Below are 25,084 nucleotides of genomic sequence, written 5' to 3' on the forward strand. Positions count from 1 at the left end.
CGCAATCAAGACCGGGACAAGCGATATGACCTACCACCCCAAGTCCGAATTCCTGCGCATCATGCAAGAGCGCGGCTTCCTCGCGGACTGCACCGACCTTCAGGCGCTGGACGACAGCCTGATCGCGGGCGCGGTGACGGCCTATATCGGCTATGACGCCACCGCGAAATCGCTGCATGTGGGGCATCTGCTGAACATCATGATGCTGCGCTGGCTGCAAAAGACCGGTCACCGCCCGATCACCCTGATGGGCGGCGGCACCACCAAGGTGGGCGATCCCTCCTTCCGCTCCGATGAACGCCCCCTGCTGGACGAGTCGCAAATCGCCGAGAATATCGACGGCATGCAGCAGGTGTTCGCGCGCTACCTGTCCTACGAGGACGGCACCGGCGCGATGATGCTCAACAACGCCGAATGGCTGGACGAGCTGAAATACATCGAGTTCCTGCGCGATATCGGGCGGTATTTCTCGGTCAACCGGATGCTCAGCTTCGAGTCGGTGAAATCGCGGCTCGACCGGGAACAATCCCTGTCCTTCCTCGAATTCAACTACATGATCCTTCAGGCCTATGACTTCCTCGAGCTGAACCGCCGCTATGGCTGCACCCTGCAAATGGGCGGCTCGGACCAGTGGGGCAACATCGTCAACGGCATCGACCTGACCCGCCGCGTGTCGGGCACCGAGGTGTTCGGCCTCACCTCGCCGCTCCTGACCACCTCGGACGGGCGCAAGATGGGCAAATCGGCGGGCGGCGCGATCTGGCTCAACGGCGACATGCTCAGCCCTTATGAATTCTGGCAGTTCTGGCGCAACACCACCGATGCCGATGTGGGCCGGTTCCTGAAATACTACACCGAACTGCCCGTGGATGAATGCGACCGTCTCGGCGCGCTGCAAGGCTCCGAGATCAACGAGGCCAAGGTGATCCTCGCCAACGAGGTCACCACCCTTCTGCACGGGGCCGAGGCCGCACAGGCCGCCGAGGCCACCGCCCGCGAGGTGTTCGAAAAGGGCGGCACCGGCGATGACCTGCCCACCTTCGAGCTAAAACGAGAAGATCTTAAAATTTTGACAGGTGAAATGCTCCAAACCGGCGACGACGAAAGCTATTGCGCTGCCAATACCGTTTTCGTTGAAGCTCGCCTTGCAGACACAGGAAAAGACGCCAAACGTCTTATCTTAGAAAAAGGTGCTATGGTGAACGACGAACCCATAACACCTGACTTTCCTTTCATTAAAGTCAAAGACCTAGAAGCCACCGTAAAACTATCAGCCGGCAAGAAACGCCACGCGCTGGTCAAACTGGCGGACTGAACCAACGCGCGCCCAAAGCCCATGGGGTTTTGGGCCGCCCGCCACCGGAAAACGGCGAGGGGAGCGGCGGGAAACCGTTGCACCCGCCCAAACACTTCGATACTTCTCAAAATAACGAAATTCCAAGCCGCACCCGCAAGGACCCCGCGATGGCCGATCAATGCCCGCCCCGAACGCCCCCCGTCATGGGCATCTTTGAACGCTGGCTGTCGCTCTGGGTGGCGCTGGCCATCGGCGCGGGGCTGCTTCTGGGCAATATCGTTCCGGGCCTCTTTCAGACGCTTGCCGCGCTGGAAATCGCCTCGGTCAACCTGCCGGTGGCGCTGCTGATCTGGGCGATGGTCTACCCGATGATGATCGGCGTCGATTTCACCGCCCTGCGCGACATCGGCGAACGTCCCAAGGGGCTGATCGTGACGCTGCTGGTCAACTGGCTGATCAAGCCCTTCACCATGGCCGCGCTCGGCGTTCTGTTCTTCAACCATGTCTTTGCCGGGCTGATCCCGCCCGACGAAGCACAGGCCTACCTGGCCGGGGTGATCCTGCTCGGCGCCGCGCCCTGCACCGCGATGGTCTTCGTCTGGTCGCAACTCACGCGCGGCGATGCCACCTATACGCTGGTGCAGGTCAGCGTGAACGACGTGATCATGGTTTTCGCCTTCGCGCCCATCGTGGCCTTCCTGCTGGGCGTTACCGACATCGCCGTGCCGTGGGAAACGCTGGTGCTGTCGGTGGTGCTCTATATCGTCATTCCGCTGATCGCCGGGCTGCTGACCCGCGCACGCCTCATGGCACGGGGTGGCGAAGCGGCGGTCGACACCTTCCGCGACCGGATCAAGCCCGTCACGGTGATCGGCCTGCTGGTCACGGTGATCCTGCTGTTCGGCTTTCAGGGGCAGGTGATCCTCGAAACGCCGCTGGTCATCGCCCTGATCGCCGTGCCGCTCCTGTTGCAAAGCTATGGCATCTTCGCGCTGGCCTATAGCCTTGCGCGGCTGTGGCGCATCCCCTTCAACGTGGCCGCCCCCTGCGCGCTGATCGGAACGTCGAACTTCTTCGAACTCGCCGTCGCCGTCGCGATCAGCCTCTTCGGCCTCGGCTCGGGCGCGGCGCTGGCCACCGTGGTCGGCGTTCTGGTCGAGGTGCCGGTGATGCTCTCGCTGGTCGCATTCGCCAACCGCACCCGCCACTGGTTCCCCGGCTGAGGCCACGCGCCCCCGCATCGGCCCGCCGCGCATCCGGCGCATCACACCGCCCGCACGGCGCCCTGACGGCCTGAGCGCCGCCACGACCGCCAACCGGAAACGCCATATCAGGCGCTGTATCAGGGCGCTGGCCAAGTCCAATCGTTCCTCCGCTCCAGGGTCATGCGTCCAACAATGCCGGACCTGAGATATCCGGCCCGCATTGGCATCATGTTGCAGATGATATGGAGGAACCCGTTAAAATCCCGTTACCGTCCCGCACCCCGTCTGCCCGCCCGGACATCGCCCACACAGCAGCCAGGCCCTGGCTGGCGCATAACAGTCGGTTTTCAGGCCGGTTTGCGTCCCACATGGACGCAGGTTTCACGGATCACCCCGGTTTTCGTACAAAACCCGCGTACACTTCGTACAAAACGTACGAAACTCAGCCGCGCTGCGCCAAAGCCTCGGCCAGAAGGCCGCGCACGGCGTCCGCGTCCACGTCCGAGGTCACAAAGGCCTCTCCGATGCCCCGCGCCAGAACGAAATGCAGCTTGCCCGAAACCACTTTCTTGTCCTGCCCCATGAGGTCCAGAAGCCTGTCCGCATCCGGCAATTCCCCTTCGATATCAGACAGATCGACCTTCATCTTCATGTTGCGAAGATGCGCACGCACGCGGCTCGGGTCCTCTTGGCTGCACAGCCCCATCCGGGCCGACAACTCGAAGGCCAGCGCACATCCGATGGCCACCCCCTCGCCATGCAGCAAGCGGTCGGAATATCCCGTCGCCGCCTCCAAAGCATGGCAGAATGTATGACCCAAATTCAAAAGCGCCCGATCCCCCTGTTCGGTTTCGTCCCGCACGACGATCTCGGCCTTCATCTCGACCGAGCGTTTCACGGCGGCGATCCGGGCCGCCATATCGCCTGCGGCAGCGCGTGAAGCATTCTCTTCAAGCCATTGGAAAAACTCGGAATCTCCCAACAGCCCGTATTTCACCACCTCGCCATACCCGGCCAGGTAATCCCGCTCGGTCAGGGTGCCCAGAACCGCCGTATCGGCCAGCACCATGCTGGGCTGATGAAAGGCCCCGATCAGGTTCTTGCCCTGCGGCGCGTTGATCCCGGTCTTCCCCCCGACCGAGCTATCCACCTGCGCCAACAGGCTCGTCGGCACCTGCACGAACCGCACCCCCCGCCGCAACACCGCCGCGGCAAAGCCCACAAGATCGCCGACCACCCCGCCGCCAAAGGCGATCACGATGTCATTGCGCTCGATCCTTTCGGCCAGAAGCCATTCGACGACCCGCTCGAAATGCGGCCAGGATTTCGTCGCCTCACCTTGCGGAAGGGTCATCACCGACGCGGTAATTCCTTTTTCTTCCATACCCTTAAGAAGCGTTGTTAAATGATTCTCGGCGACATGCTCATCCGCCACTATGGCCACATGCGGACGGTGCAGCAAAGGCGCAATCAGCTCTCCCGCCCGCTCCAGCAATCCGGGACCGATATGAATATCATAAGCCCGCTCACCCAGGGGCACATGCACCGTTTCCATCATTTCACCATCTCCAAAACATCGGCTCGCCCAGCCAGCGCCTCGCGCACCTTTTCGGCCATCGCCTCGATCGAATACTCCGGCCGCGCCTCGACGCTCAGGTCGGCCATGCCATAGATCGGAACGCGCGCCTCGTAAATCTCGCGCAGCGTCGCATAAGGATCAACTGTGCGCAGCAAGGGCCTGGTATTCTTGTGTTTTACCCGATTCCACAAAAGCTGAAGATCGGCCTTCAGCCAGACCGACACCCCCTTGTCCGAGATCAGCTTGCGGTTTCTTTCAGCCAGAAACGCGCCGCCACCCGTGGACAGGATACCGTGTTCGCCCTCCAGCAGCCGGTCGATCACCTCTGTTTCCCGGTCCCGGAAAAACGCCTCGCCGTCGCGGGCGAAAATCTCGGCGATGCTCATCGCCGCCGCCCGCTCGATCTCGGCATCAGAATCCAGGAAAGGCACCCCGAGATCGGCCGCCAGAGCCTTGCCCACCGCTGTTTTCCCCGCCCCCATCATGCCGACCAGAACGACGGTTTTCTTCAGCTTCCACTGCTCTGGTGCACTCACTGTAGGCGCTCCCCTGCCAAAATTCGGGATCTCGCCACTGAATGACGTGATCTTGTCTGAAATGCCAGTTATAAAGTTGGAAAAAATACGGACCAATACAGGCAGGCCCAACATGTTCAGACTGATCAAATGGCTGTTTTACCTCGCCATTCTGGCGTTTATCGCGCTTGTGGGCTATGCTTATATCGGACCTTTCTTCGGTGCGGATTTCTCTCCGCCCAGCAATGAGATTCGCCAGGAAATCATACTTGAGACAGGCTAAAGCCCTCCTTGTATCGCTATTGACGGTTCCCGCCGCGCAGGCGCAAGAGCCATTATCGGCCATCGACTGGCTGGACGAACCGGTATCGGTCAATGTTGCGGCCCCATTGGCTGTGCCGCTCAACGCCCCGCCGGTGGCCGACGGTGTGACCGTGCCCCGCGTGACGGTGATGCCGCTCGACGCGCAACAATCCGATTCGGTCGGGCTGCTGCCCGGATCGACCACCGGATTGCCCACGACGCTATGGCAGGCCAGCACCACAGCCCGGCTCAGCGCGCAACTGTCCAACCTGCCCGCCACCCCCTTGCCCGCCATGCAGGCGCTTTACTACACGCTGCTGCTGGCCGAGGCCGACGCTCCCGCCGATGCCGGAACCGATGCCGGTTTTCTCAAGGCGCGACTGGATGCGCTCAGCAAATTCGGAGCGGTCGATCCCGCTCTGGCCCTGATGGAGCGTGCCGGCTCCGAGACCGAACCCTTGTTCGACCGATGGCTGGACCTGTCCTTGCTCGCCGGGGCCGAGGACGCCCCCTGCGCCGCCCTGGCCAAGCGCCCTTCGCTGAGTCCCCGCTACAGCGCGCGCATCTTTTGCACCGCCCGCGCAGGGGATTGGCAGACCGCCGCGCTCACCTATGAAACGGCGCAGGCGCTCGGGCTTCTGACGCCGTTGCACGCCGATCTTCTGGGGCAGTTTCTGGACCCGGAAACCATCGACAACGGCCCGGCACTGGCCCCGCCGCCAGAGATGACGCCCCTGACCTTCCGCCTGTACGAGGCCATGGGCCGCCCCCTGCCCACCGGCGGCTTGCCGCGCGCCTATGCCATGGCCGACCTGCGCCCCACCGCCGGCTGGAAGGCCCGGCTCGAAGCCGCCGAACGTCTGGCGCAGGCCGGCGCATTACCGTCCAACCGCCTGCTGGGCCTTTATACCGAGCGCAAACCCGCCGCCTCGGGCGGCGTGTGGGACAGGGTCGCCGCGATACAGGATTTCGATCGCGCCCTGAGCAGCGCCGCCCCCGAGCGGATCGCCGCCACCCTGCCCGCCGCATGGCGCGCGATGCGGGCGCAAGGCCTGCAAATCGCCTTTGCCGAACTCTTCGGCGAGGCCCTGATCGCGCAACCGCTCCCCGATGGGCCCGCCGCCGCGCTGGCCCTGCGCATCGCCCTTCTGTCGCCCGCCTATGAAAGCGCCGCGCCCAAAGCCGGGGAAACACTGCCCTTCCTGGCCGGTCTGGCCCGTGGGGCACCGCCTGCCGATCAGGCAAAAACCGAACTGGAACGGTCCATCGTCGCGGCCTTCACCGCCTCGGGCCCCGCCCCGGCCTATGCCGGGTTGCTGAACAGCGGCAAGCTGGGCCAGGCAATCCTGACTGCCGCCCTGTCGCTGGATCGCGCGGGCCCTCGCGGTTTCGACGAAATAACCGACGCCCTGAGCACCCTGCGCGCCGTCGGGCTGGAGGACACCGCCCGCCGCGCGGCCTTGCAACTGCTGCTGCTCGAAAGCCGGGGCTGAGACCGTGCCGGACACGGGGCGACGCTGGATTTCGACCTTTCTGGAGGCGCAGGCCGCCGAACTGGGCGCAGCGCAGAACACCTTGCAGGCCTATGCCCGCGATCTGGCGGATTTCGACACCTGGCTGACCTCCCAGGCACTCGATATTCCGCGCGCCACGCAACAGGACATCGAAAACTACCTCATCCATTGCGATGCGCAAGGGCTGGCCCGGTCCACCCGCGCCCGCCGCCTGTCGGCCATCAAACAGCTTTACCGCTTCGCCTTTGACGACCGCCTGCGCGAGGACAATCCGGCAATCCGCATCAAGGGGCCGGGCCGCGACAGGAAACTGCCCAAAACACTGAGCGAAGAGGAGGTCGACCGCCTGCTTGCCGCCGCGTGCAGCCATGGCCGCTCGGACGCGGAGCGTGCGCGCAACACCTGCCTGATGGAATTGCTCTATGCCACCGGCATGCGGGTCAGCGAGCTGGTCGCCCTGCCCGTCGCCGCCGCGCGCGGCGATCCGCAGATGCTGCTGATCAAGGGCAAGGGCGGCAAGGAACGCATGGTTCCCCTGTCTCCCGATGCGCGCGACCGGCTGGCCGAATGGCTGACGATCCGCGACGCCGCGCAGGACAAAGCCCGCGAAAAGGGGCGTGCACCGTCACCCTTCCTGTTTCCATCGACCGGCAAGGCCGGGCACCTGACCCGGCACCGCTTCTACACGCTGATCAAGGAGTTGTCCGTCGACGCCGGGGTCTCTCCGGCCAAGGTCACGCCGCATACGCTGCGCCATGCCTTTGCCACGCATCTGCTGGCCAACGGGGCCGACCTGCGCGCGATCCAGACACTTCTGGGCCATGCCGATGTCGCCACGACCGAGATTTACACCCATGTGCTCGAAGAACGCCTGCGCGATCTGGTGCAGCAGCATCATCCGCTGGCGGTGGCCGCACGGCGCAAATCGGGTGGCACGCCCCCCCCGGACGATCCATAACCCGCCACAAGCGTCACATCGCCGCCCGCGCCACCCCGACGACGCACAGCACCGATGCATCATGTGGCCCCGGATCGCCCGGCATCATGGCATTCCTCCCTTGATTGCCGCCCGCCCGCGCCCCATAACCGCTATTGGACAAACGGACGCCCTGCTTCATGGAACCATCATCACTGACACTCGATGCCGCCTTCTGGATCACGGCTGCGGCGATCCTGACACTTCTGGTGCTGTCGGGCCTGTTTTCGGGCAGCGAGACCGCGCTCACCGCCGCCTCGCGCGGCAAACTGCGCGCCCGTGCCGACAAGGGCGATACCGGCGCGCAACAGGCGCTCGACATCACCGAGGATAACGAGCGGCTGATCGGCTCGGTTCTTCTGGGCAACAACCTCGTGAACATCCTCGCCACTTCGCTGGCCACGGCCATGTTCACCCGGCTGTTCGGGGAATCCGGGGTCGCACTGGCCACGCTGGTCATGACCCTTCTGGTGCTGGTCTTCGCCGAGGTGCTGCCCAAGACCTATGCCATCACCAATGCCGAGGCCGCCGCCGCGCGCGCCGCGCCGGTGATCCGTGTGGTGGTGCGGGTCTTCTCCCCCGTGGTCAGCGCCGTGCGGCTGCTGGTGCGCGGGGTGCTGCGCGTCTTCGGCGTGAAAACCGACCCCGACAGCCAGATTCTGGCCGTGCGCGAGGAAATCGCCGGCGCGCTCTATCTGGGCCACTCCGAAGGCGTGGTCGAAAAAGAGGATCGTGACCGTATCCTTGGCGCGCTCGATCTCGGCGAACGCGCGGTCGAGGAAATCATGCTCCACCGCAGCCAGATCGAGATGATCGACGCCGAAAACTCTCCGCGGGCGATCCTCGATCAGTGCCTGCAATCCAGTCACACCCGCCTGCCCGTCTATCGCGACGACCCCGACAACATCATCGGCGTGGTCCATTCCAAGGATCTGCTGCGCGCCATGTACAAGCTGGTGATGGGCGGCGAGAACGTCAGCGCCGAGGCGCTCGAGCAGTTCGATATCTGCGACGTGGCGATGAAGCCCTATTTCGTGCCCGAAACCACCACGCTCGACGACCAGATGCGCCAGTTCCTGCGCATGCGCAGCCATTTCGCGCTGGTGGTGGACGAATACGGCACGCTTCAGGGGCTGATCACGCTGGAAGACATCCTCGAAGAGATCGTCGGCGAAATCACCGACGAATTCGACCCCGACGCCGAACACCCGATCCGGCGCAGCGACGACAACCGTTTCCTTGTCGACGGGGCGATGACGATCCGCGATCTGAACCGCGCCACCGACTGGAACCTGCCCGATGACGAGGCCAACACCATCGCCGGTCTGGTCATCCACGAGGCCCAGATGATTCCCGAGGTCAACCAGGTGTTCAGCTTCCACGGCTTCCATTTCGAGGTCGCCGCGAAATCCGACAACCGCATCACCAAGCTGAAAATCCGCAAATTGTGACCGTCCTCCGGGCACGACAGCCGGAAACTTGAAAAGTTTCCGCTCCGATTTCTTTTCAAGAAATCGTGCCATTGCACCCCGGCCTTAAACCACAGACGCCATGTCGTGAGCCCCCTCACGCCCGCAATCTCTCGCCCCTCGGATCGAATGGCGGCTCGTGCAGGATCCGCCCCTTGTGCGGACGGCCGAGGATCATCACCTCCACCGCGTCGCCCGGCGCCGCCATCCCGTGTCTGACATAGCCAAGCGCAAGGCTCATCCCCACGCTGTAGCCATAGGTCCCCGAGGTCACACGCCCCACCGGCACGCCGTCCTTGCGGATTGGCTCGCCCCCCGTGGCATCCGCGTTCGAGGCCATCACCTCCGCCTCGTCCACCGCGATCAGCACCAGATCCTCGCGCGCAGGTTTTTGCAGCGCCTCCTGCAACGCGTCCTTGTGCAGGAAATCCTTGTCCATCTTGCAGAGCGCGGCCAACCCCACCTCATGCGGCCAGTATTCCGGACTGTATTCGCGGCTCCACGAGCCATAGCCCTTTTCGATCCGCATCGACATCAGCGCCCGCGCGCCCACCGGACCCGCACCCACCTCTTTCCCGGCCTCCAGCAGCGCGGCGTAAAGCTGCGCCTGATCTTCGGTCGCACAGTGCAACTCCCACCCCAGATCGCCGGTAAAACTGACCCGCAGCGCAAGGCATTCGACCCCCGCCACCGTGATCTGTTGCGAGCGCATGAACGGGAAATCCCCGGTTGCCAGCGAGGCATCGGTCAGCCCCTGCAGCATCTCGCGCGATTTCGGCCCGGCCACGTTAAAGCCGCAGATCGCCTCGGTCATGCTCTCGAAACCCGTGCCCTCGGGCAGCGGCACCATATCGAAGAACCGCTTGTGATAGCGTTCCGCCATGCCCGAGCTGATCACCCGGAATTCATCCCCGGCCACCCGCGTCACCGTGGCATCCCCCGCGATCCCGCCACGCACGGAAATCAGCGGCGTCAGGCAGGACCGCCCCACGCCCTTGGGCATGGTGTTGGCAAAGACGGCATTCAGCCAGTCCTCGGCCCCCGGCCCCCTGACCCGGTATTTGGCAAAGTTCGAGATGTCGATGATGCCCGCCCGCGCGCGCAGCATCCTGCATTCCTCGCCCACCGGTCCCCACCAGTTCTGCCGGGTGAACCCGTTGCTGTCCTGCACGCCGGGCGCATCGGCAAACCATTGCGGATGTTCCCAGCCATAATTCAGGCCGAACACCGCACCCATCTGTTTCTGTACCTCGTAAACGGGCCGCGTGCGCAGCGGACGCCCCGCCGCGCGTTCCTCGTTCGGGTAATGGATGGCAAAGCGATGGGCATAGACATCCCTGACCTTCGCCTTGACGAATTCGCGGTCATTGGCCCATTCCCCGAACCGCGCCATATCCCAGGCGAACATGTCGTACTGCATCTCGCCTGTCGTGATCCACTGCGCCACCATCAGGCCCATGCCCGCCGACTGGCTGAATCCGGGGATGATCCCGCCGCACATGAAATAGCCCTTCTTCTCGGGCACCGGCCCGAGGATCACGTTGCTGTCCGGGCTCCAGATCATCGGCCCGTTGATCACCCGCTTGATCCCGGCCTCGGCGGCCACCGGCACCCGCTCCATCGCGCGCATCACGTTTTCCATGATGCGTTCCAGATCGTCGGGGAACAGGTCATGCGCGAAATCCAGCGGCGTGCCCTCCTCGGCCCAGAACCGCATGTCGCGCTCATAGGCGCCGATCAGCAGGCCCTTGCCCTCCTGACGCAGGTAATATTCCCCATCCCGATCCGCGACCGAGGGCAGACGCCGGTCCAGACCCGCGATCCCGGCGATGGTTTCGGTCACGAAATACTGATGCTCGGTCGGTTGCAGCGGCACATCGACCCCGGCCAGCTTCGCCACCTCGCGCCCCCACAGCCCGGCGGCGTTGATCACCCAGGGCGTGCGAATCTCGCCCTTTGGGATTTCCACGATCCAGGTGCCATCGCGCTGCTGCACCGTGGCCGTCACCGGGGTAAAGCGATGGATCTCCGCCCCCCGCTGGCGCGCGCCCACGGCATAGGCATTGGTCACGCCCGACGGGTCCACATTGCCGCCGTCGGGTTCCCACATGATACAGCGGATACCGTCGAAATTGACCAGCGGGTGAAGCTCCTGCGCCTGCTCGCGGCCGATCTCGCTGAAATTCATGCCATAGAGGTCCGCCTTGGCGGCTTGCAGGCGCAACTGATGCTCGCGCGCCTCGGTCTGCGCCAGGTACAGGCTGCCGGGCTGGAACACGCCGCAGGACTGGCCGGTTTCCTCTTCCAGCCGGTTGTAGAGCGTCATCGTGTAATGCTGCAAACGGCTGATATTGGCGCTGTCATGCAGCCCGTGAATATTGGCCGCCGCATGCCATGTGCTGCCGCTGGTCAGCTCGTCGCGCTCCAGCAGCACGACATCGTTCCATCCCGCCCTGCTCAGATGGTAGAGGATCGAGCATCCGATAACGCCCCCGCCGATGACGACGGCCTGTGCGTGGGTTTTCATGTCCTGTTCCCCGGCTGTTTCGCAACCAGCCTGACGCCCTTGCCGGCCCGAATGTTGCCGGTTCACGACATGATTGGTCGCAAGGGTACAAGTCCGCACCGGGATATCGCATCGCCCCGCTCCGGGCCCACGATAAACCAACAGCGACACCCATTGTCGTTTTCCGACATGCCCGGCCCTCCCGCACGCCCCACTCTGATCCCGACAAGCAGCAGGAGGCCCCCCATGAAAACCACTACCCGTGTGGCCGTGATCGGCGGCGGAGTCGTCGGATGCAGTGTGCTCTATCACCTGACGAAACTCGGCTGGTCCGACGTGATGCTGATCGAACGCTCGGACCTGACCAGCGGCAGCACATGGCACGCGGCGGGCGGATTTCACACGCTCAATGGCGATACCAACATGGCCGCGCTTCAGGGCTATACGATCAGGCTCTACAAGGAACTCGAAGAGATCACCGGCCTCTCATGCGGGCTGCACCATGTCGGCGGCGTGACGCTGGCCGACAATCGGGACCGCTTCGACATGCTGCTCGCCGAACGGGCCAAGCACCGCTACATGGGGCTGGAAACCGAAATCGTCACCCCCGAAGAGATCGCCAAAATCGCCCCCGTTACCAATACCGACGGGATCATCGGCGCGCTTTACGATCCGCTCGATGGCCACCTCGACCCGTCCGGCACCACCCATGCCTATGCCCGCGCGGCGCGCATGGGCGGGGCCAGCATCGAAACCCATTGCCATGTGCATGAAACCAATCAGCGCCCCGACGGCACATGGGACGTGGTGACCGACAAGGGCACCATCCACGCCGAACACCTCGTCAACGCCGCCGGTCTCTGGGCGCGCGAGGTGGGGGCCATGGCGGGCCTCTACCTGCCGCTGCACCCGATGGAGCACCAATATATCGTCACCGGGGAGGTCCCCGAAATCGCCGCCATCATCGACGCGGGCGGCGAACACCCCCATGTCATGGACCCGGCCGGAGAATCCTATCTGCGGCAAGAGGGGCGCGGGCTGTGCATCGGGTTCTACGAACAACCCTGCCGCCCCTGGGCGGTGGACGGCACGCCGTGGACTTTCGGCCACGAACTCCTGCCCGACGATTTCGACAAGATCGAGGACAGCATCGCCTTTGCCTATCGCCGCTTCCCGGCGCTGGAACGCGCGGGCGTCAAATCGGTGATCCACGGCCCCTTCACCTTTGCCCCCGACGGCAACCCGCTGGTCGGCCCGGTGCCGGGGCTGCGCAATTACTGGTCGGCCTGCGCGGTGATGGCGGGCTTTTCCCAAGGCGGCGGCGTCGGCCTGATGCTGGCGCAATGGATGGTGGAGGGCGAATGCGAACGCGACGTATCGGCAATGGACGTGGCCCGCTATGGCGACTGGATCACACCGGGCTACACCCGCCCCAAGGTGATCGAGAACTACCAGAAACGCTTTTCGGTCTCCTACCCGAACGAGGAACTGCCCGCCGCACGCCCCTTCCGCCAGACCCCCATGTATGACGTGTTCGACAGCCTCGGCGCGGTCTGGGGCCACCAATACGGGCTCGAGGTGCCCAATTATTTCGCAGCCCCCGACGAACCGCGCTTCGAAACCCCCAGCTTCCGCCGCTCCAACGCGTTTCAGGCCACCGCCCGCGAGGTCAAGGCCGTGCGCGAGGCGGTGGGCATCAACGAGGTGCAGAATTTCGGCAAATACCTCGTGACCGGCCCGAACGCCCGCGCCTGGCTCGACCGGATCATGGCCGGGCGCATCCCGAAACCGGGGCGCCTGTCGCTGACCCCGATGCTCAGCCCCAGAGGCCGGATCATCGGTGATTTTACCGTGTCCTGCCTCAACGAAACCACCTTCCAGCTCACCGCATCCTACGGCGCGCAGGCCTATCACATGCGCTGGTTCCAGCAGAACGAAGCCGAGGGCGTGCATGTCGAAAACATCTCGGACCGTCTCACCGGCTTCCAGATCGCCGGGCCCAAAGCGCGCGAGGTTCTGTCCGCCTGCACGCGCGACCCGATATCGGACATGAAATTCATGGATATCCGCCACGCATGTATCGGCATGGTGGATTGCCTCGTGCAGCGGGTCAGCTTCACCGGCGATCTGGGCTATGAAATCTACTGCGATCCGATGGCGCAGCGCGCCCTGTGGGAAACGCTCTGGACCGCGGGGCAGGCCCACGGAATGCGCCCCTTCGGGATGCGCGCGATGATGTCGCTGAGGCTCGACAGGTTCTTCGGCGCATGGCTGCTGGAATACGGGCCCGATTACACCCCGGCGGAAACCGGGCTGGACCGGTTCATCAGCTTCACGAAAGACACCGATTTCATCGGCCGCGCCGCCGCGCAGGCCGAACGCGAAACCGGCCCCGCCCGCAGGCTGGCCGCGTTCGAGGTGGACGCCGACGATGCCGACGTCAACGCCTACGAACCCGTCTGGATCGACGGCACGGTCCAGGGCTTCTGCACCTCGGGCGGCTATTCCCACCACACCGGCAAATCCATCGCGCTGGCGCTGATCCCGGCCGGACAGGTACAGGACGGGCGGCAGGCCGAAATCGAAATCCTCGGCCAGATGCGCCCCGCCCGCCTGATCGCCACACCGCTGTTCGACGCCGACGGCGCCCGCATGCGCGGCTGATCCGGCGGCGCGCAAGTTCCCGCTGGCCGGATGCCCCCGGCGCGGATATTTTGAACCGGAAGAAGGACAACCCTCGTCTTTCTTCTTGCAGAAATATCCCGGGGTGAATTGGCCGAAGGCCAAGAGGGGCAGCGCCCCCCCCCGACAACGGAGATGACATGCCCGACGTCGCCATCCTGATTCCCGCTGCCGGGGCCTCGTCCCGGATGCGCGGGCGCGACAAGCTGCTCGAACAGGTGGACGGCCAACCGCTCCTGGCGCGGCAGGTCCGCATGGCGCTGGCCAGCGGGGCCGGGGTGCTGGTGACCTTGCCCCCCGGCGACACCGCCCGCCGCGCCGTGCTGGAGCCCTCCGACAGGCTGACCGTGCAGGACGTCCCCCAAGCCGCCGAAGGGATCGCCGCCTCATTGCGCGCCGGGGCACGTTGGGCGCAAGAACGTGGCGCGACCGGGCTCATGGTGCTTCTGGCCGACCTGCCGGATCTGCAACAGGACGATCTGGCGCAACTGCTGGCGGCCTTTTCCGGCCAGCCGGACCGCGCAATCCGCGCCGTGGACAGCGCTGGCCGCCCCGGCCATCCGGTGATCTTTCCCGCCCGCCTGTTCCCCGCGCTGGCGCATGTCACAGGCGATCATGGCGCGCGCGCGGTTCTCGCGCGCGAAGAGGTCACCGCCCTGCCCCTCCCGGAAAACCGGGCAACGACCGATCTGGACACCCCCGAAGCCTGGGCCGCATGGCGCGCGCGCACCGGACGGTAGCGGCGTTATTGTTTGTGAAAACGAGATAATCCCGGCCAAAAGCCGGGATTATCCACGTCAGGAAAACAGGACAGCCCCTTCCCCGTTTCCAAGGGACCGGCACGCCCCAAGGGCGTACCGGCCAGCTGCAAACCTTATTTCACCAGAAGTTTCGCTTCGTGCTTTTTCAGCGAACGGCGCGCCGCCTGGTACGATCCCAGACCCTCGGCATCGCGCAATTCGGGGAAGAGATCGTAAATCTCGTCGCGCTGCGCCGTGCCCATGCCGTCCATGGTCTGCTCACCGGGCTGGAAGCTTTCGGTCCAGGCCCCGTTCGACAGAACCACCTCGTGCTGGTCGAACATGAAGTGAATATAGCTGACCGAACTGGCCTCGACCGCATCCACCCCATCGAGACCGGTCAGGTGCTTGGCCGCAGCCAGAACCTCGCGCTCCTCGAAATAAAGCGCGGTCCGGTCGTTGTTGATCAGCACCCTGTGGTTCGGGCTGACAACCATATCCGTCTCGGGCACCCCATGCCCAAGCGATCCGGCCCGGATCAGCACCGGCTTGAGATGCGGCGCCTGCAACAGTTCGCGGCCCTGCAAATCGCGCCGGCCCAGCCAGCGGATTTCCTGGATGCCGTTGTCGCGGGTGATGATCCGGTCGCCGGCTTGCAGATCCTCGACCAGGCGCTCGCCCTTCGGCGTGGCAATCACCGTGCCCGGCGTAAAACAGGGGATGATGTTCTCGATATTCGAGAAGGTCATCGTGCCGGTCACGACGCCATCGGCATCCTTGAACTCGACATAACCGTTTTCCTGATCGGGCGTGATGTAATGGACCTTGAGGCTCCCTCCGGGGTTCTCCGCCTCGGCCGCTCCCCTCAGATCCAGCGTGTCGTAATCGTCCGCCGGGTCGCCCGAGGTGGTGGTTTCGTTGCCGTCGACCACATCTCCCGCCGTAATCCCGGTGAAATAGTCGCGATCCGCTCCCCCGATCAGGTCGTCCTGACCCGCGCCGCCAATGAGCGTATCGTTCCCGGCACCGCCGATCAGCGTGTCGTTGCCGTCACCACCGATCAGGCTGTCATCGCCGTCCCCGCCATAGATCAGGTCATCGCCGATGCCGCCGTCGATGGTGTCGTTGCCGGCCCCACCCAGCAGCGTGTCGTCACCTTGACCGCCGATCAGGCTGTCATCGCCATCCTCGCCATAGATCAGGTCATCGTCGACACCGCCATCGATGGTGTCGTTACCCGCACCGCCCAGCAGCGTGTCGTTGTCGTCCTCGCCATAGATCAGGTCGTCACCGTCACCGCCATCGATGTAATCCCGGCCATTGTCGGGCACCGGGTCTATCGCATCGGGCAATTCGCCGACGACACCGGGAATGGGATCGTTGCCGAAACCACCCCAGATCGTATCGTTGCCGTCGCCACCATAGATCGTGTCCGACCCATGGCTGCCGGTGATCGAATCGTCACCCTCGTTCCCTTCGACATAATCGTCGTCGATCCCTGCGTTGATCGTATCGTTGCCGGTACCGCCATAGATCGTATCGGCATCGTCGCCGGTAAAAATCAGGTCGTCCCCGGCCCCGCCATCGACGAAATCGCGCCCGTCATCGGGATTGGGGTCGCTGGTGGCGGGCAAGCCCGTCGCCGGGTCGATCAGGAACGCGTTCGGCAGGTTGGGATCATCGCCCACGTAATCCGAGAAAGCGTCTATACCGGCTTCGATCGTATCGTTGCCATCGCCGCCATAGATCACGTCCGATCCCAGGTTGCCGTTGATGTAATCATCTCCGTCGCCGCCATAGATCGTATCGTCGTCAAGCCCGCCATCGATAACATCATCGCCCGCACCGCCGGTGATGCTGTCTGCGTCGTCACCGGTGAAGATCGTGTCGTTCCCGGCGCCACCATGCACGGTGTCCTTGTCATCCAGCTGGTCGTCGCCGGTTTCGAAGGGCACGCCGACAAAGGTTTCATGGTCATTGACGTTCTGACTTCCACTGGTGTCGATCCAGTCGTCCCCGTCGCCGCCGATCACGCTGTCACGGCCATCGCCGCCGATCAGACGATCGTCGTCGTCGCCACCGTCCAGAGTGTCGTCGCCTGCACCACCGTCCAGGGTGTCCTGTCCGGCCATACCTTGCAGACTGTCGTTACCCTCCCCGCCCAGGACGCTGTCGTTTCCTGCGCCGGCATCGACATCGTCATCGCCCGGACCGGCAATCACTGTATCGTCGCCATCGCCAGCCCGCACGATATCGTCGTCTGGGCCTTCGCCCGGCAGAATCGCGTCGCCCGCGTCGATCATGTCGCCCTCGGGATCGCCCGTGTAGGTCGCATCGATCAAATCGTCGCCATCGGTGCCCTGGACAATGCCATCAAGCGAACGTTCGGCCACGCTCACTGTCACCGTTGCAGTATCGGTGCCGCCATTTCCGTCGCTGACCGTATAGCTGAAACTGTCCTCGCCGCTGAATCCGGCATCCGGGGTATAGGTGATCGTTCCGTCGGCATTGATCACGGCGCTGCCATTGGCCGGATCGGTGACATCCGTCACGCTCAGCGTATCCCCGTCCACATCCGTATCGTTGCCCAGCACCGGAATGGTGACATCGGATTCGAAATCGGTGGTCGCCGTATCGTCCTGCGCCAGCGGATCGTCATTCACCGCGTTGATCGTCACATTCACCGTGGCGGTATCGGTGCCGCCATTGCCATCCGAAACGGTGTAGGTGAAGGAATCCGTGCCGTTGAAATCCGGGTCGGGCGTATAGGTGATCGTCCCGTCCGGGTTCACAACCGTCGTCCCGTTGGCGCCGTCGCTGGCTCCCGTCACCGACAATGTATCGGTTTCCGGGTCGGTATCGTTGCCCAGCACCGGGATGGTGACGGAATTGTCTTCATCCACCGAGGCGGTGTCGTCCACCGCATCCGGGCCCAGATTCTCGGGCCGGATCAGGTTTTCGATCTCGGTAAAGGTCATGCTGCCCGAGACCGTGCCATCCGCATTCAGGAACTCGACCGTCCCCGAGGTGGAATTGCCGTCCGCGTCCAGCGTTTCGTCGACCACGCGCAACGGGCCAGCGCCGCTCAGGTCCAGCGTGTCATTGTCGTCCCCGCCAGCGCCACCATCCACATGATCGCCCGCACTGCCGCCGACGATGTAATCGGCATCGTCATGCCCGTAGATCGTGTCCGCTCCGTCGCCGCCGGTCAGCGTGTCGTTTCCGGTGCCGCCATCGAGGAAATCGTCGCCATCGTCGCCCGACAACTCATCGTCGCCGTCGCCGCCCATAAGGGAATCGTCGTCATCCCCGCCCAGCAGGGTATCGTCGCCCCCGTCGCCATAAAGCGTATCGTCGCCGGCCCCGCCTTTCAGCAGGTCGTTGCCCGCACTCCCATCACTGGCCTCCACCGGTATCGTCTCGAAATGCACATCCGAGACCCAGATTTTCTGGTCGGTGACGTCGGCATTGTCATAGTCGATCTCGACGCGGGCCACCGGACCGGCGATTTCGACCTCGATCGAGCCGGTCGCATCGGCGGGCGAAACGCTGCCGCCATAATCCTCTGAGGTGCCCGTCGCGGTATCGCCGGTCACGTTCACGGTTCCGGCGGGCGTCATGGTGACATCCAGCAGGTTGCCTTCGGCGTCATAGGCGCGGATCGTCACGATATCCTTGTGGTTGTCGCCCCTCGTCGCCTTGTCGATATCGTTGATCCGGAACGAAACATTCTGCACCTCGCCGGACAGCGCCGTGTCGGTCGCCGCAAAGTCGATCCGCGTGGTCGAGGTGTCATCCACGACCCCGGCACGCTCCCCGCCCTTGCCAAAAAGTTCCAGCGCCGAATTGGCGTCATAGGCTTCCCCGGAGTCGACATATTGCGCCTCGGTCGAGGTCTTGGCGGTGGCGCCGTAATCCTGCTGGTCGAAACTGATCGTCGCGGTGATTCCGCCCATGTCCACCGACACCGGCGACCCTTCGCTGATCGACGTGCCCGCGGCGCCGATGCTGTCCCATTCCAGCACCTTTTCCTGCGGAAGAACCGCATCCGCCGGCGTCTGATCGCCATACAACAGGTCGTTCCCGGCCCCGCCTTCCAGCGTGTCGTCGCCGCCTTCGCCATAGATGACGTCGTTGCCATCCCCGCCGATCAGCGAATCGTCACCGGCCACGCCGTCATCGACACTGCCCGCCGGGGCGTCGTAATACATGTCGGTGATGTTGATGCCGGAATTGTTCGGACCGTTCTCAAGATGAACGACCTCGATGCGCGCCACAGGTCCGGCGATGTTCACCAGCGCCGAGTATTCCGGCGCATAGTCTTCCTTGTAACCGCCCTTGCTGTCGATCACCTCGGTCCCGGCGACCCCGTCCTTGTCCGACACCTCCAGGCGGGACCCGGCGTCGATATCCAGTTCCTGCTTGTTTCCATCGGCGTCATAGGCGTAGATCTTGACCACACCGTCGCCATCTATATCGTTGATTCGGAAGGAAATATTCTCGACTTCCTTCGAGAAATCGAACGCGTAGGTCGCCTTGCCGTAACTGCCGTCCAGTTCCGAGGACATCGAACTGTAGGCATCCACACCGTTGCCGTCATCGGTGATCGAATGCACCTTCTGCTGGTTGTCGGCAAACTCAGTCCGCACGCCGCTGGTCGCGCTCACCACGGAAAAGGTCACATCGACATTGCCGGTGTTCTGGGTCACCCCGCCATTCAGCGGATCGCCCCTGTCCACAGTGCCCGATCCGCCGTTGGTGTCGGCGATCTTGTCCCACTCGAAACTCTCGCGCACCATTTCGGCGGAACCGCCCTCGCCCAGGCTGCTGTCGCCATAGATCGTGTCGTCGCCGCCCTCGCCCAGCACGGTATCGTTGCCCGATCCGGCATACACCACGTCATCGTCCGCCCCGGCCTCGACCCGGTCGTCGCCGCCGCGCGCATCAACGATATCCATATCGCCCGACTGCCCGGCCAGCACCGCATCGCCCGCGTCGATCATGTCGCCCTCGGGATCGCCGGTATAGGCCAGATCAATCACCTCGCCCGCATTGGTGCCCTCGACGATACCGTCCTGCTGCGGCACCGGTGCCACGATCGCGCTGCCATCGACCGACTGGTTCGAATACCAGCCCGAATAGCAATCGCCGGTGATCTGGTTGACGGTGACCCCCGAAATCTGAAGGTTGTCCAGCGTGCCGTCGTTATTCAGATCCGAGATGAACAGATCGCCATTGGTCTGCTGCATCATCACCACATCGACCGTCTTGGTCGTGCCGTCGGCCAGTTCCAGCGTGACATTAGCCTCGAGCGTCCCATCGGTCTGGTTGGTGACCGATCCGCCGCCCAGATCGTAGGTCAGCTTGTCGTAGGTGCCGTAATCGTCGTCATTGACGACGCCATCGCTCCTGGCGTCCTTGAACGAGGCTTCGACGATCTGCATCTGGGTATAATCGACCTGCACCCCGTTCAGCGCCGAGGCCTTCTCTGACGTATAATTATACTCGGACGTGTCGGTGCTTGCGAAATTTCCCAGGTAAATCAGGTTCACAGTCCCGTAAGTGGCAAAATACGTCATCATCGAACTCCTCGTTACACGCGGGAAGCACCCGGTCGCGTCTCTCGTCCCGACGCGGCGCGCGCTCGTGCACGTCCGCTGGTTGTCACTTCAGCCGTGCCGGACTGACAGGGAAACGTGCAGAGTTTGATGGACCACTTAAAACGGGCGCAAATGTCCCGCTTACTCGTATTCCAAAATGGCAGCTACCTTGCGCGACGAAACAGACACACTCGGCATACGCCTCCCCCGCACCCTGCAATCGGGCACTGACAGTTCAGCGGCCGCCCCCACGGCCAATGTATACCCCCCAGTTGGGCACATCCCTGCATACGGCAGCGTTTGTGGCAAAAAAAGTGAAATTTGTCAGAAAGCTGGCAACAATAGGGAAGCATGCGACCAGACAGGCCTGAAATTTTACCATAGGTTGCAATTTTCAATCCGAACCGCTTCCAGAATGAAAGCCGCGATTATGAAATAAAGTATTGTTTTTGTTTAGTTTTACAAAAACTCCGTGAGAACCAAAAGCCGTAAATCCACTTGATTGTTTCCAAATTGGAAACGCGGGGAAACTGGCCACAGTTTGGTCATATTTGAGGTGCCAACCTCAGACCAAATGGTTAATTCGCGATCAATATCCAGAATATTCCCTGAAAGGTGCCTTTTTGGAAACAAATGGCCCGAATCGGACCGCGCCAATCACAAAATCGCCACATTCCGTCCCGGCGCTGCGCCAGACGCATAAACCGGCCTCGGGACCTCTGCTGCCCAGGATGAGAGCCGAACGCTCGCGGTCTTGTCGTCGGGGGTTTTGAAACCTGTCCATATCCCATTTTTCAGGCACATATGACGCCCACGCACGGGAACAGGATAAAAACATCAAAGATTTCATGGCAAATGTGGTGAAATTGTGGCATGAAGAAATCACGCAAAATAACTCGAAGAAAATTAGGGGATTTCCATGAGTTTCTTAAATATATGCAAAAGTGCGGTTCTTGCGGTAGGCCTGACAGCAGGTTCGGCTTACGCCGCGACAGTTGATTTTCTGGTCGGCACGGACACCGAGGTGAACGATATATCGGCATGCCTTGGCTGTGATGTGACCGTCATGCAAAACCTGGGGCTTGAAGGAACGGCTTTCTCGCTGAACCCCGGTCAAACCCAGACGCTCGCTTTTTTCGATATTACCGCAGAGACAAATAATCCGTTCGGTGCGATCGGGGTCTATGGTGTTGACGCCACGCTGGCCTTCGCGGATCCCGGCGGGTCCGCATCCAGCGTCGGTGGCGGCGGTTTCATCAACCTCGCTGGCTCCATTTCTCTTGGTGCGCTTGTCTGGGATCAGCACGAATTCACGATCGGTTTCGGGAACGGCGGTCAGTACACCGTGATGTTCGATCAGGGCATCGATCTGATTCTCGGCACCGCCACAACGGTTTACGCAAACGTAAGACTTGACGCGTCTCCGGTCCCGCTACCGGCATCGGCCCTGCTTTTGCTGGCCGGAGTTGGCGGCCTCGGCGCGATGCGCTTTCGCAAGAAAAAACCGAGCGCAGTCTGACCCCGGCCAAGAATTGACCACAGGCACAACAGCCGTCCGTATTTCGGACGGCTGTTTTCGTTTCCGGGTACGCAGACCCAAATGGCGCGGCTCTTTGCCCGCGCGCAGGCCATGAAACCTGTCCTGACTGTGACACTCCCCACCCAACGGCATCCCGTTCTGCACGTTCCGGCCATTCACGGCACAGGCCACCAGAGGCGCCCCCGCCGAACCGTCACAAAACCACGCGTCATGGCATCGGAACAGAACGGAAACGGAACAAGAAAGTGGTTTCGGGGTGTGGTTTCGCGCGAATTCCCGGTGACTGTCGAAACCAGCTAAGTCTTTGGTGCCCAAGGAGAGACTCGAACTCTCACGGTATTGCTACCGGGGGATTTTGAATCCCCTGCGTCTACCATTCCGCCACTTGGGCCCGGATTGGGGTTTTAGCCAAGCGATGCGCCCGCGTCCAGAGGGTCGCGGGCTTTTTTCTCCCGCGCGGGCTTGACCCCTCCGCCCCGCCGTGATCAGAGGTCACACCCCAAGCGAACAAGGCTTTTCGCCCATGCTCAGACGGCTTTACGACTGGACGATCCGAATGGCGGACCATCCCCGCGCCCTTTGGGTGCTTGGCGGCGTGTCCTTCGTGGAAAGCTCGGTCTTTCCGATTCCGCCCGACGTGCTGATGATTCCGATGATCCTCGCCCGGCCCTCGCGCGCGTGGCTGGTGGCGCTGGTGGCGCTGGTCACCTCGGTTCTGGGCGGGCTTCTGGGCTATGCCATCGGGGCGCTGGCCTATGAAAGCATCGGGCAGCCGATCCTCGAATCTCTCGGCAAGGCCGACTCGATGGCCGAATTCAACACCCGTTTCAACGATGTCGGCTTCTGGGCGGTGCTGATCGCGGGCATGACGCCGTTTCCCTACAAGGTGATCACCATCATGTCGGGCTGGACGGGCATGCCGCTGGCCACCTTCATCGCCACGTCGATCCTTGCGCGGGGCCTGCGGTTTTTCATCGTTGCCGGGCTGTTGTGGAAATTCGGCGCGCCGGTGCGCGATTTCATCGAACGCCGGCTGGGTCTGGTCACGATTGTGTTCATTGCACTTCTCTTCGGCGGCTTTTACGTGGTGCGACATCTATAGGGTGAACAGATGAACGAAATCCTGACGCGCCGCACGCTGATCCTGATCGCCGCCGCTGGCTCCGCCGCGCTGATGCTGGGGGCGCTCGGGTTTCAGTATATCGGCGGCATGCCCCCCTGCAAACTCTGCCTGTGGCAACGCTACCCGCATGTGGCCGCCATCCTGATCGGGGCCGTGGCGCTTGCCCTGCCCCGCGCCTCCCTCGCCCTGGCCGGGGCCGCCGCCACGCTGACCACCGCCGGGATCGCCTTCTATCACACCGGCGTCGAACGCGGCTGGTGGGCCGGTCCGACCTCGTGCAGCTCCACCAGCCCCACCGGCCTCAGCACCGACGACCTGTTCGATCAGATCATGGCCGCTCCCGTCATCCGCTGCGACGAGGTGCCGTGGGAGATGTTCGGCCTGTCGATGGCAAGCTGGAACATGCTCGCCTCGCTCGCGCTGGCGGCGATCTGGATCATGGCGGCGCGGCGCTGACCCCCGGTTTTGCGTCCCTCATGGACGCAAATTTCCGAACATCCCCCGATTTTCGTACAAAACCCGCGTACACATCGTACAAAACGTACGAAACTCAGCCGCCGGATTTGCGGGTGTTCAGCAACAGGCTGGTTTCCGAGCTGGCGATCCCGTCGTATTTGCGAATCCGGGTCAGGGTTTCGTCCAGCGCCTCCAGAGTGTCGGTGCCGATTTCCACGATCAGGTCCCACCGGCCATTCGTCGTATGCACCGCGCGCACGGCGCTCAACCCGTTGAGTTGCCTGATAATTCTGTCGGCCCCGCGCCCTTCGATCCCGATCATCATCAGCCCGCGCACCGGATCGCGCGCCGCATCCCCCCGCAGCACCACGCTGAATCCCACGATCTCGCCCGATTGTTTCAACCGCTCGATCCGCCCCCGCACCGTGGTCCGCGACACCCCGAGCGTCAACGCCAGGTCCGACAGCGAGGCGCGCGCATCGTGCCTGAGCGCCGAAATCAGTTTGCGATCCGTATCGTCCATTTCGGATTTATCACCCTTCGTTTCGATTATTCTGCGCCCGATTAGTGCAATTTGAGCGCTTCAAATCAACCCGTTTCGGAACAAAACTGATATTTCCCGATAACAGCGGACGTATCTCATGACGCCTGAAACCTGCATCCTGATCGGCGCTCCCGTCGACAGCGGCAAGGCCCGCCGCGGCTGCCTGATGGGCCCCGACGCCTACCGCGTCGCCGGTCTGGCCGACGCATTGACAACCCTCGGCCACACCGTCCAGGACCTCGGCAACCTTGCACCGGCCCCTGCCGATACCCCGCCGGGCATGCCCACCCATGTCCATGCCCCGGCCGAAACCATCGGCTGGACGCAAACCCTTGCAAAGGCTGGACAATCCGCGATGTCCGAGGGGCTGCCGATCTTTCTGGGCGGCGATCACAGCCTGTCGCTCGGCTCGGTCCTCGGGGTCGCCAACCACGCCGCCAGCACCGGCACACCGCAATTCGTGCTCTGGCTCGATGCCCATAGCGATTTTCACACGCCCAACAGCAGCAGTTCGGGCAACCTCCATGGAACGCCGCTGGCCTATGTCACTGGCGCCAAAGGGTTTTCCGGCTTTCCCGAGGTCACGAACCCGATCCCCGAAAACCAGATCTGCATTCTCGGCCTGCGCTCGGTCGACGACCCGGAACGCGATGTCCTGCAACGCTCCGCCATCCGCCGCCACGACATGCGCGAGATCGACGAGACCGGCATCGCCAAACCCCTCTCCGCCTTTCTCGACCGCGTGGCCGACACGGGCGGCGCGCTGCATGTCTCGCTCGACGTGGATTTCCTCGACCCCGCCCTCGCCCCCGCCGTCGGCACCACCGTCCCCGGCGGCGCCACCATCCGCGAGGCGCATCTGGTGATGGAGATGATCTGCGACAGCGGGCTGATGACGTCCCTCGACCTGGTCGAACTCAATCCCTTCCTCGACGAACGCGGCCGCACCGCGCAGGTCATGGTCGATCTCGCGGCCTCGGCCCTTGGCCGCCGCGTCTTTGACCGCCCCACGCAAGCCTTTGGATAAAAAGGACA

General features: G+C 63.2%; 18 protein-coding genes and 1 tRNA gene. 12 read left to right on the forward strand and 7 right to left on the reverse strand.

The window, feature by feature from the left end; genetic code table 11:
* The first annotated feature begins 25 nt into the window (after positions 1 to 25).
* On the forward strand, positions 26 to 1,315 hold the full coding sequence (tyrS, locus tag BUB53_RS02005) for a tyrosine--tRNA ligase (RefSeq protein WP_073032123.1): 1,290 nt from the start codon (positions 26 to 28) through the stop codon (positions 1,313 to 1,315).
* 185 nt (positions 1,316 to 1,500) lie between these two features.
* Complete coding sequence (arsB, locus tag BUB53_RS02010) at positions 1,501 to 2,520, forward strand: ACR3 family arsenite efflux transporter (RefSeq protein ID WP_073033671.1); 1,020 nt, start codon at positions 1,501 to 1,503, stop codon at positions 2,518 to 2,520.
* A gap of 424 nt (positions 2,521 to 2,944) precedes the next feature.
* Here arsB and aroB read toward each other — a convergent pair whose 3' ends face one another.
* Both aroB and BUB53_RS02020 read right to left on the reverse strand, forming a co-directional pair.
* A complete protein-coding gene (gene aroB / locus BUB53_RS02015) occupies positions 2,945 to 4,060 on the reverse strand; it encodes a 3-dehydroquinate synthase (RefSeq protein WP_073032125.1) in 1,116 nt (371 codons plus the stop codon).
* Positions 4,057 to 4,617: a shikimate kinase gene (locus BUB53_RS02020; protein ID WP_268238413.1), complete on the reverse strand. Its 561-nt coding sequence runs from the start codon at positions 4,615 to 4,617 to the stop codon at positions 4,057 to 4,059. Before BUB53_RS02020 ends, aroB begins: the two co-directional genes overlap by 4 nt.
* A 112-nt stretch (positions 4,618 to 4,729) precedes the next feature.
* On the opposite strand from BUB53_RS02020, the gene BUB53_RS22920 reads away from it, so the two are divergent.
* The 3 genes from BUB53_RS22920 to BUB53_RS02030 are packed head-to-tail and all read left to right on the forward strand — an operon-like array spanning position 4,730 to position 7,371.
* Positions 4,730 to 4,879, forward strand: coding sequence for a hypothetical protein (locus tag BUB53_RS22920; RefSeq protein ID WP_188744968.1), 150 nt, complete (start codon positions 4,730 to 4,732; stop codon positions 4,877 to 4,879).
* The gene (locus BUB53_RS02025) at positions 4,866 to 6,392 is read left to right on the forward strand and encodes a hypothetical protein (RefSeq protein ID WP_143163110.1); all 1,527 of its coding nucleotides are present in this window, start codon (positions 4,866 to 4,868) and stop codon (positions 6,390 to 6,392) included. The genes BUB53_RS22920 and BUB53_RS02025 overlap by 14 nt, the downstream gene beginning before the upstream one ends.
* 4 nt (positions 6,393 to 6,396) lie before the next feature.
* A complete protein-coding gene (locus BUB53_RS02030; RefSeq protein ID WP_073032129.1) occupies positions 6,397 to 7,371 on the forward strand; it encodes a site-specific tyrosine recombinase XerD in 975 nt (324 codons plus the stop codon).
* 13 nt (positions 7,372 to 7,384) lie between these two features.
* Here BUB53_RS02030 and BUB53_RS22675 read toward each other — a convergent pair whose 3' ends face one another.
* Positions 7,385 to 7,531, reverse strand: a complete 147-nt coding sequence (locus tag BUB53_RS22675) for a hypothetical protein (protein ID WP_159437752.1) — start codon at positions 7,529 to 7,531, stop codon at positions 7,385 to 7,387.
* On the opposite strand from BUB53_RS22675, the gene BUB53_RS02035 reads away from it, so the two are divergent.
* A complete protein-coding gene (locus BUB53_RS02035) occupies positions 7,530 to 8,840 on the forward strand; it encodes an HlyC/CorC family transporter (protein ID WP_073032140.1) in 1,311 nt (436 codons plus the stop codon). The genes BUB53_RS22675 and BUB53_RS02035 overlap by 2 nt on opposite strands.
* 115 nt (positions 8,841 to 8,955) lie before the next feature.
* On the opposite strand, the gene BUB53_RS02040 is transcribed toward BUB53_RS02035, so the two are convergent.
* Positions 8,956 to 11,385 (reverse strand): GcvT family protein, encoded by a 2,430-nt coding sequence (locus BUB53_RS02040; RefSeq protein WP_073033673.1) that lies wholly within the window; start codon positions 11,383 to 11,385, stop codon positions 8,956 to 8,958.
* Positions 11,386 to 11,610: 225 nt separating this feature from the next.
* Between BUB53_RS02040 and BUB53_RS02045 the strand changes: the two genes are divergently transcribed.
* Both BUB53_RS02045 and BUB53_RS02050 read left to right on the forward strand, forming a co-directional pair.
* Positions 11,611 to 14,028: a GcvT family protein gene (locus BUB53_RS02045; protein ID WP_073032143.1), complete on the forward strand. Its 2,418-nt coding sequence runs from the start codon at positions 11,611 to 11,613 to the stop codon at positions 14,026 to 14,028.
* Positions 14,029 to 14,186: 158 nt separating this feature from the next.
* Positions 14,187 to 14,786: a nucleotidyltransferase family protein gene (locus BUB53_RS02050; RefSeq protein ID WP_073032146.1), complete on the forward strand. Its 600-nt coding sequence runs from the start codon at positions 14,187 to 14,189 to the stop codon at positions 14,784 to 14,786.
* Positions 14,787 to 14,920: 134 nt separating this feature from the next.
* On the opposite strand, the gene BUB53_RS23105 is transcribed toward BUB53_RS02050, so the two are convergent.
* Positions 14,921 to 20,365 (reverse strand): Hint domain-containing protein, encoded by a 5,445-nt coding sequence (locus tag BUB53_RS23105; RefSeq protein ID WP_229709458.1) that lies wholly within the window; start codon positions 20,363 to 20,365, stop codon positions 14,921 to 14,923.
* Positions 20,366 to 21,452: 1,087 nt separating this feature from the next.
* Between BUB53_RS23105 and BUB53_RS02080 the strand changes: the two genes are divergently transcribed.
* A complete protein-coding gene (locus BUB53_RS02080) occupies positions 21,453 to 21,905 on the forward strand; it encodes a VPLPA-CTERM sorting domain-containing protein (RefSeq protein WP_234983208.1) in 453 nt (150 codons plus the stop codon).
* 326 nt (positions 21,906 to 22,231) lie between these two features.
* On the opposite strand, the gene BUB53_RS02085 is transcribed toward BUB53_RS02080, so the two are convergent.
* A tRNA-Leu gene (locus BUB53_RS02085) sits at positions 22,232 to 22,317 on the reverse strand.
* 132 nt (positions 22,318 to 22,449) lie between these two features.
* Between BUB53_RS02085 and BUB53_RS02090 the strand changes: the two genes are divergently transcribed.
* Both BUB53_RS02090 and BUB53_RS02095 read left to right on the forward strand, forming a co-directional pair.
* The gene (locus BUB53_RS02090; RefSeq protein ID WP_073032150.1) at positions 22,450 to 23,028 is read left to right on the forward strand and encodes a YqaA family protein; all 579 of its coding nucleotides are present in this window, start codon (positions 22,450 to 22,452) and stop codon (positions 23,026 to 23,028) included.
* A gap of 9 nt (positions 23,029 to 23,037) precedes the next feature.
* Positions 23,038 to 23,505: a disulfide bond formation protein B gene (locus BUB53_RS02095; RefSeq protein WP_073032152.1), complete on the forward strand. Its 468-nt coding sequence runs from the start codon at positions 23,038 to 23,040 to the stop codon at positions 23,503 to 23,505.
* 94 nt (positions 23,506 to 23,599) lie between these two features.
* On the opposite strand, the gene BUB53_RS02100 is transcribed toward BUB53_RS02095, so the two are convergent.
* Positions 23,600 to 24,028 carry an Lrp/AsnC family transcriptional regulator gene (locus BUB53_RS02100; protein ID WP_073032154.1) on the reverse strand — a complete coding sequence of 143 codons (429 nt, stop codon included), beginning with the start codon at positions 24,026 to 24,028 and terminating at the stop codon, positions 23,600 to 23,602.
* Positions 24,029 to 24,146: 118 nt separating this feature from the next.
* On the opposite strand from BUB53_RS02100, the gene rocF reads away from it, so the two are divergent.
* On the forward strand, positions 24,147 to 25,076 hold the full coding sequence (rocF, locus tag BUB53_RS02105; protein ID WP_073032157.1) for an arginase: 930 nt from the start codon (positions 24,147 to 24,149) through the stop codon (positions 25,074 to 25,076).
* Positions 25,077 to 25,084: the final 8 nt, after the last annotated feature.

The sequence above is a fragment of the Roseovarius pacificus genome (assembly GCF_900142665.1).
Taxonomy (GTDB): domain Bacteria; phylum Pseudomonadota; class Alphaproteobacteria; order Rhodobacterales; family Rhodobacteraceae; genus Roseovarius; species Roseovarius pacificus.

Bases quoted from the DNA above. Each gene is read 5' to 3' on its own strand.
- BUB53_RS02095 (WP_073032152.1), top strand. From the start codon at position 23,038: ATGAACGAAATCCTGACGCGCCGCACGCTGATCCTGATCGCCGCCGCT.
- rocF (WP_073032157.1), top strand. From the start codon at position 24,147: ATGACGCCTGAAACCTGCATCCTGATCGGCGCTCCCGTCGACAGCGGC.
- aroB (WP_073032125.1), bottom strand. From the start codon at position 4,060: ATGATGGAAACGGTGCATGTGCCCCTGGGTGAGCGGGCTTATGATATT.
- arsB (WP_073033671.1), top strand. From the start codon at position 1,501: ATGGGCATCTTTGAACGCTGGCTGTCGCTCTGGGTGGCGCTGGCCATC.
- BUB53_RS23105 (WP_229709458.1), bottom strand. From the start codon at position 20,365: ATGACGTATTTTGCCACTTACGGGACTGTGAACCTGATTTACCTGGGA.
- BUB53_RS02040 (WP_073033673.1), bottom strand. From the start codon at position 11,385: ATGAAAACCCACGCACAGGCCGTCGTCATCGGCGGGGGCGTTATCGGA.
- BUB53_RS22675 (WP_159437752.1), bottom strand. From the start codon at position 7,531: ATGAAGCAGGGCGTCCGTTTGTCCAATAGCGGTTATGGGGCGCGGGCG.
- BUB53_RS02100 (WP_073032154.1), bottom strand. From the start codon at position 24,028: ATGGACGATACGGATCGCAAACTGATTTCGGCGCTCAGGCACGATGCG.
- BUB53_RS02050 (WP_073032146.1), top strand. From the start codon at position 14,187: ATGCCCGACGTCGCCATCCTGATTCCCGCTGCCGGGGCCTCGTCCCGG.
- BUB53_RS02035 (WP_073032140.1), top strand. From the start codon at position 7,530: ATGGAACCATCATCACTGACACTCGATGCCGCCTTCTGGATCACGGCT.
- BUB53_RS02080 (WP_234983208.1), top strand. From the start codon at position 21,453: ATGCAAAACCTGGGGCTTGAAGGAACGGCTTTCTCGCTGAACCCCGGT.
- BUB53_RS02090 (WP_073032150.1), top strand. From the start codon at position 22,450: ATGCTCAGACGGCTTTACGACTGGACGATCCGAATGGCGGACCATCCC.
- BUB53_RS02045 (WP_073032143.1), top strand. From the start codon at position 11,611: ATGAAAACCACTACCCGTGTGGCCGTGATCGGCGGCGGAGTCGTCGGA.
- BUB53_RS22920 (WP_188744968.1), top strand. From the start codon at position 4,730: ATGTTCAGACTGATCAAATGGCTGTTTTACCTCGCCATTCTGGCGTTT.
- tyrS (WP_073032123.1), top strand. From the start codon at position 26: ATGACCTACCACCCCAAGTCCGAATTCCTGCGCATCATGCAAGAGCGC.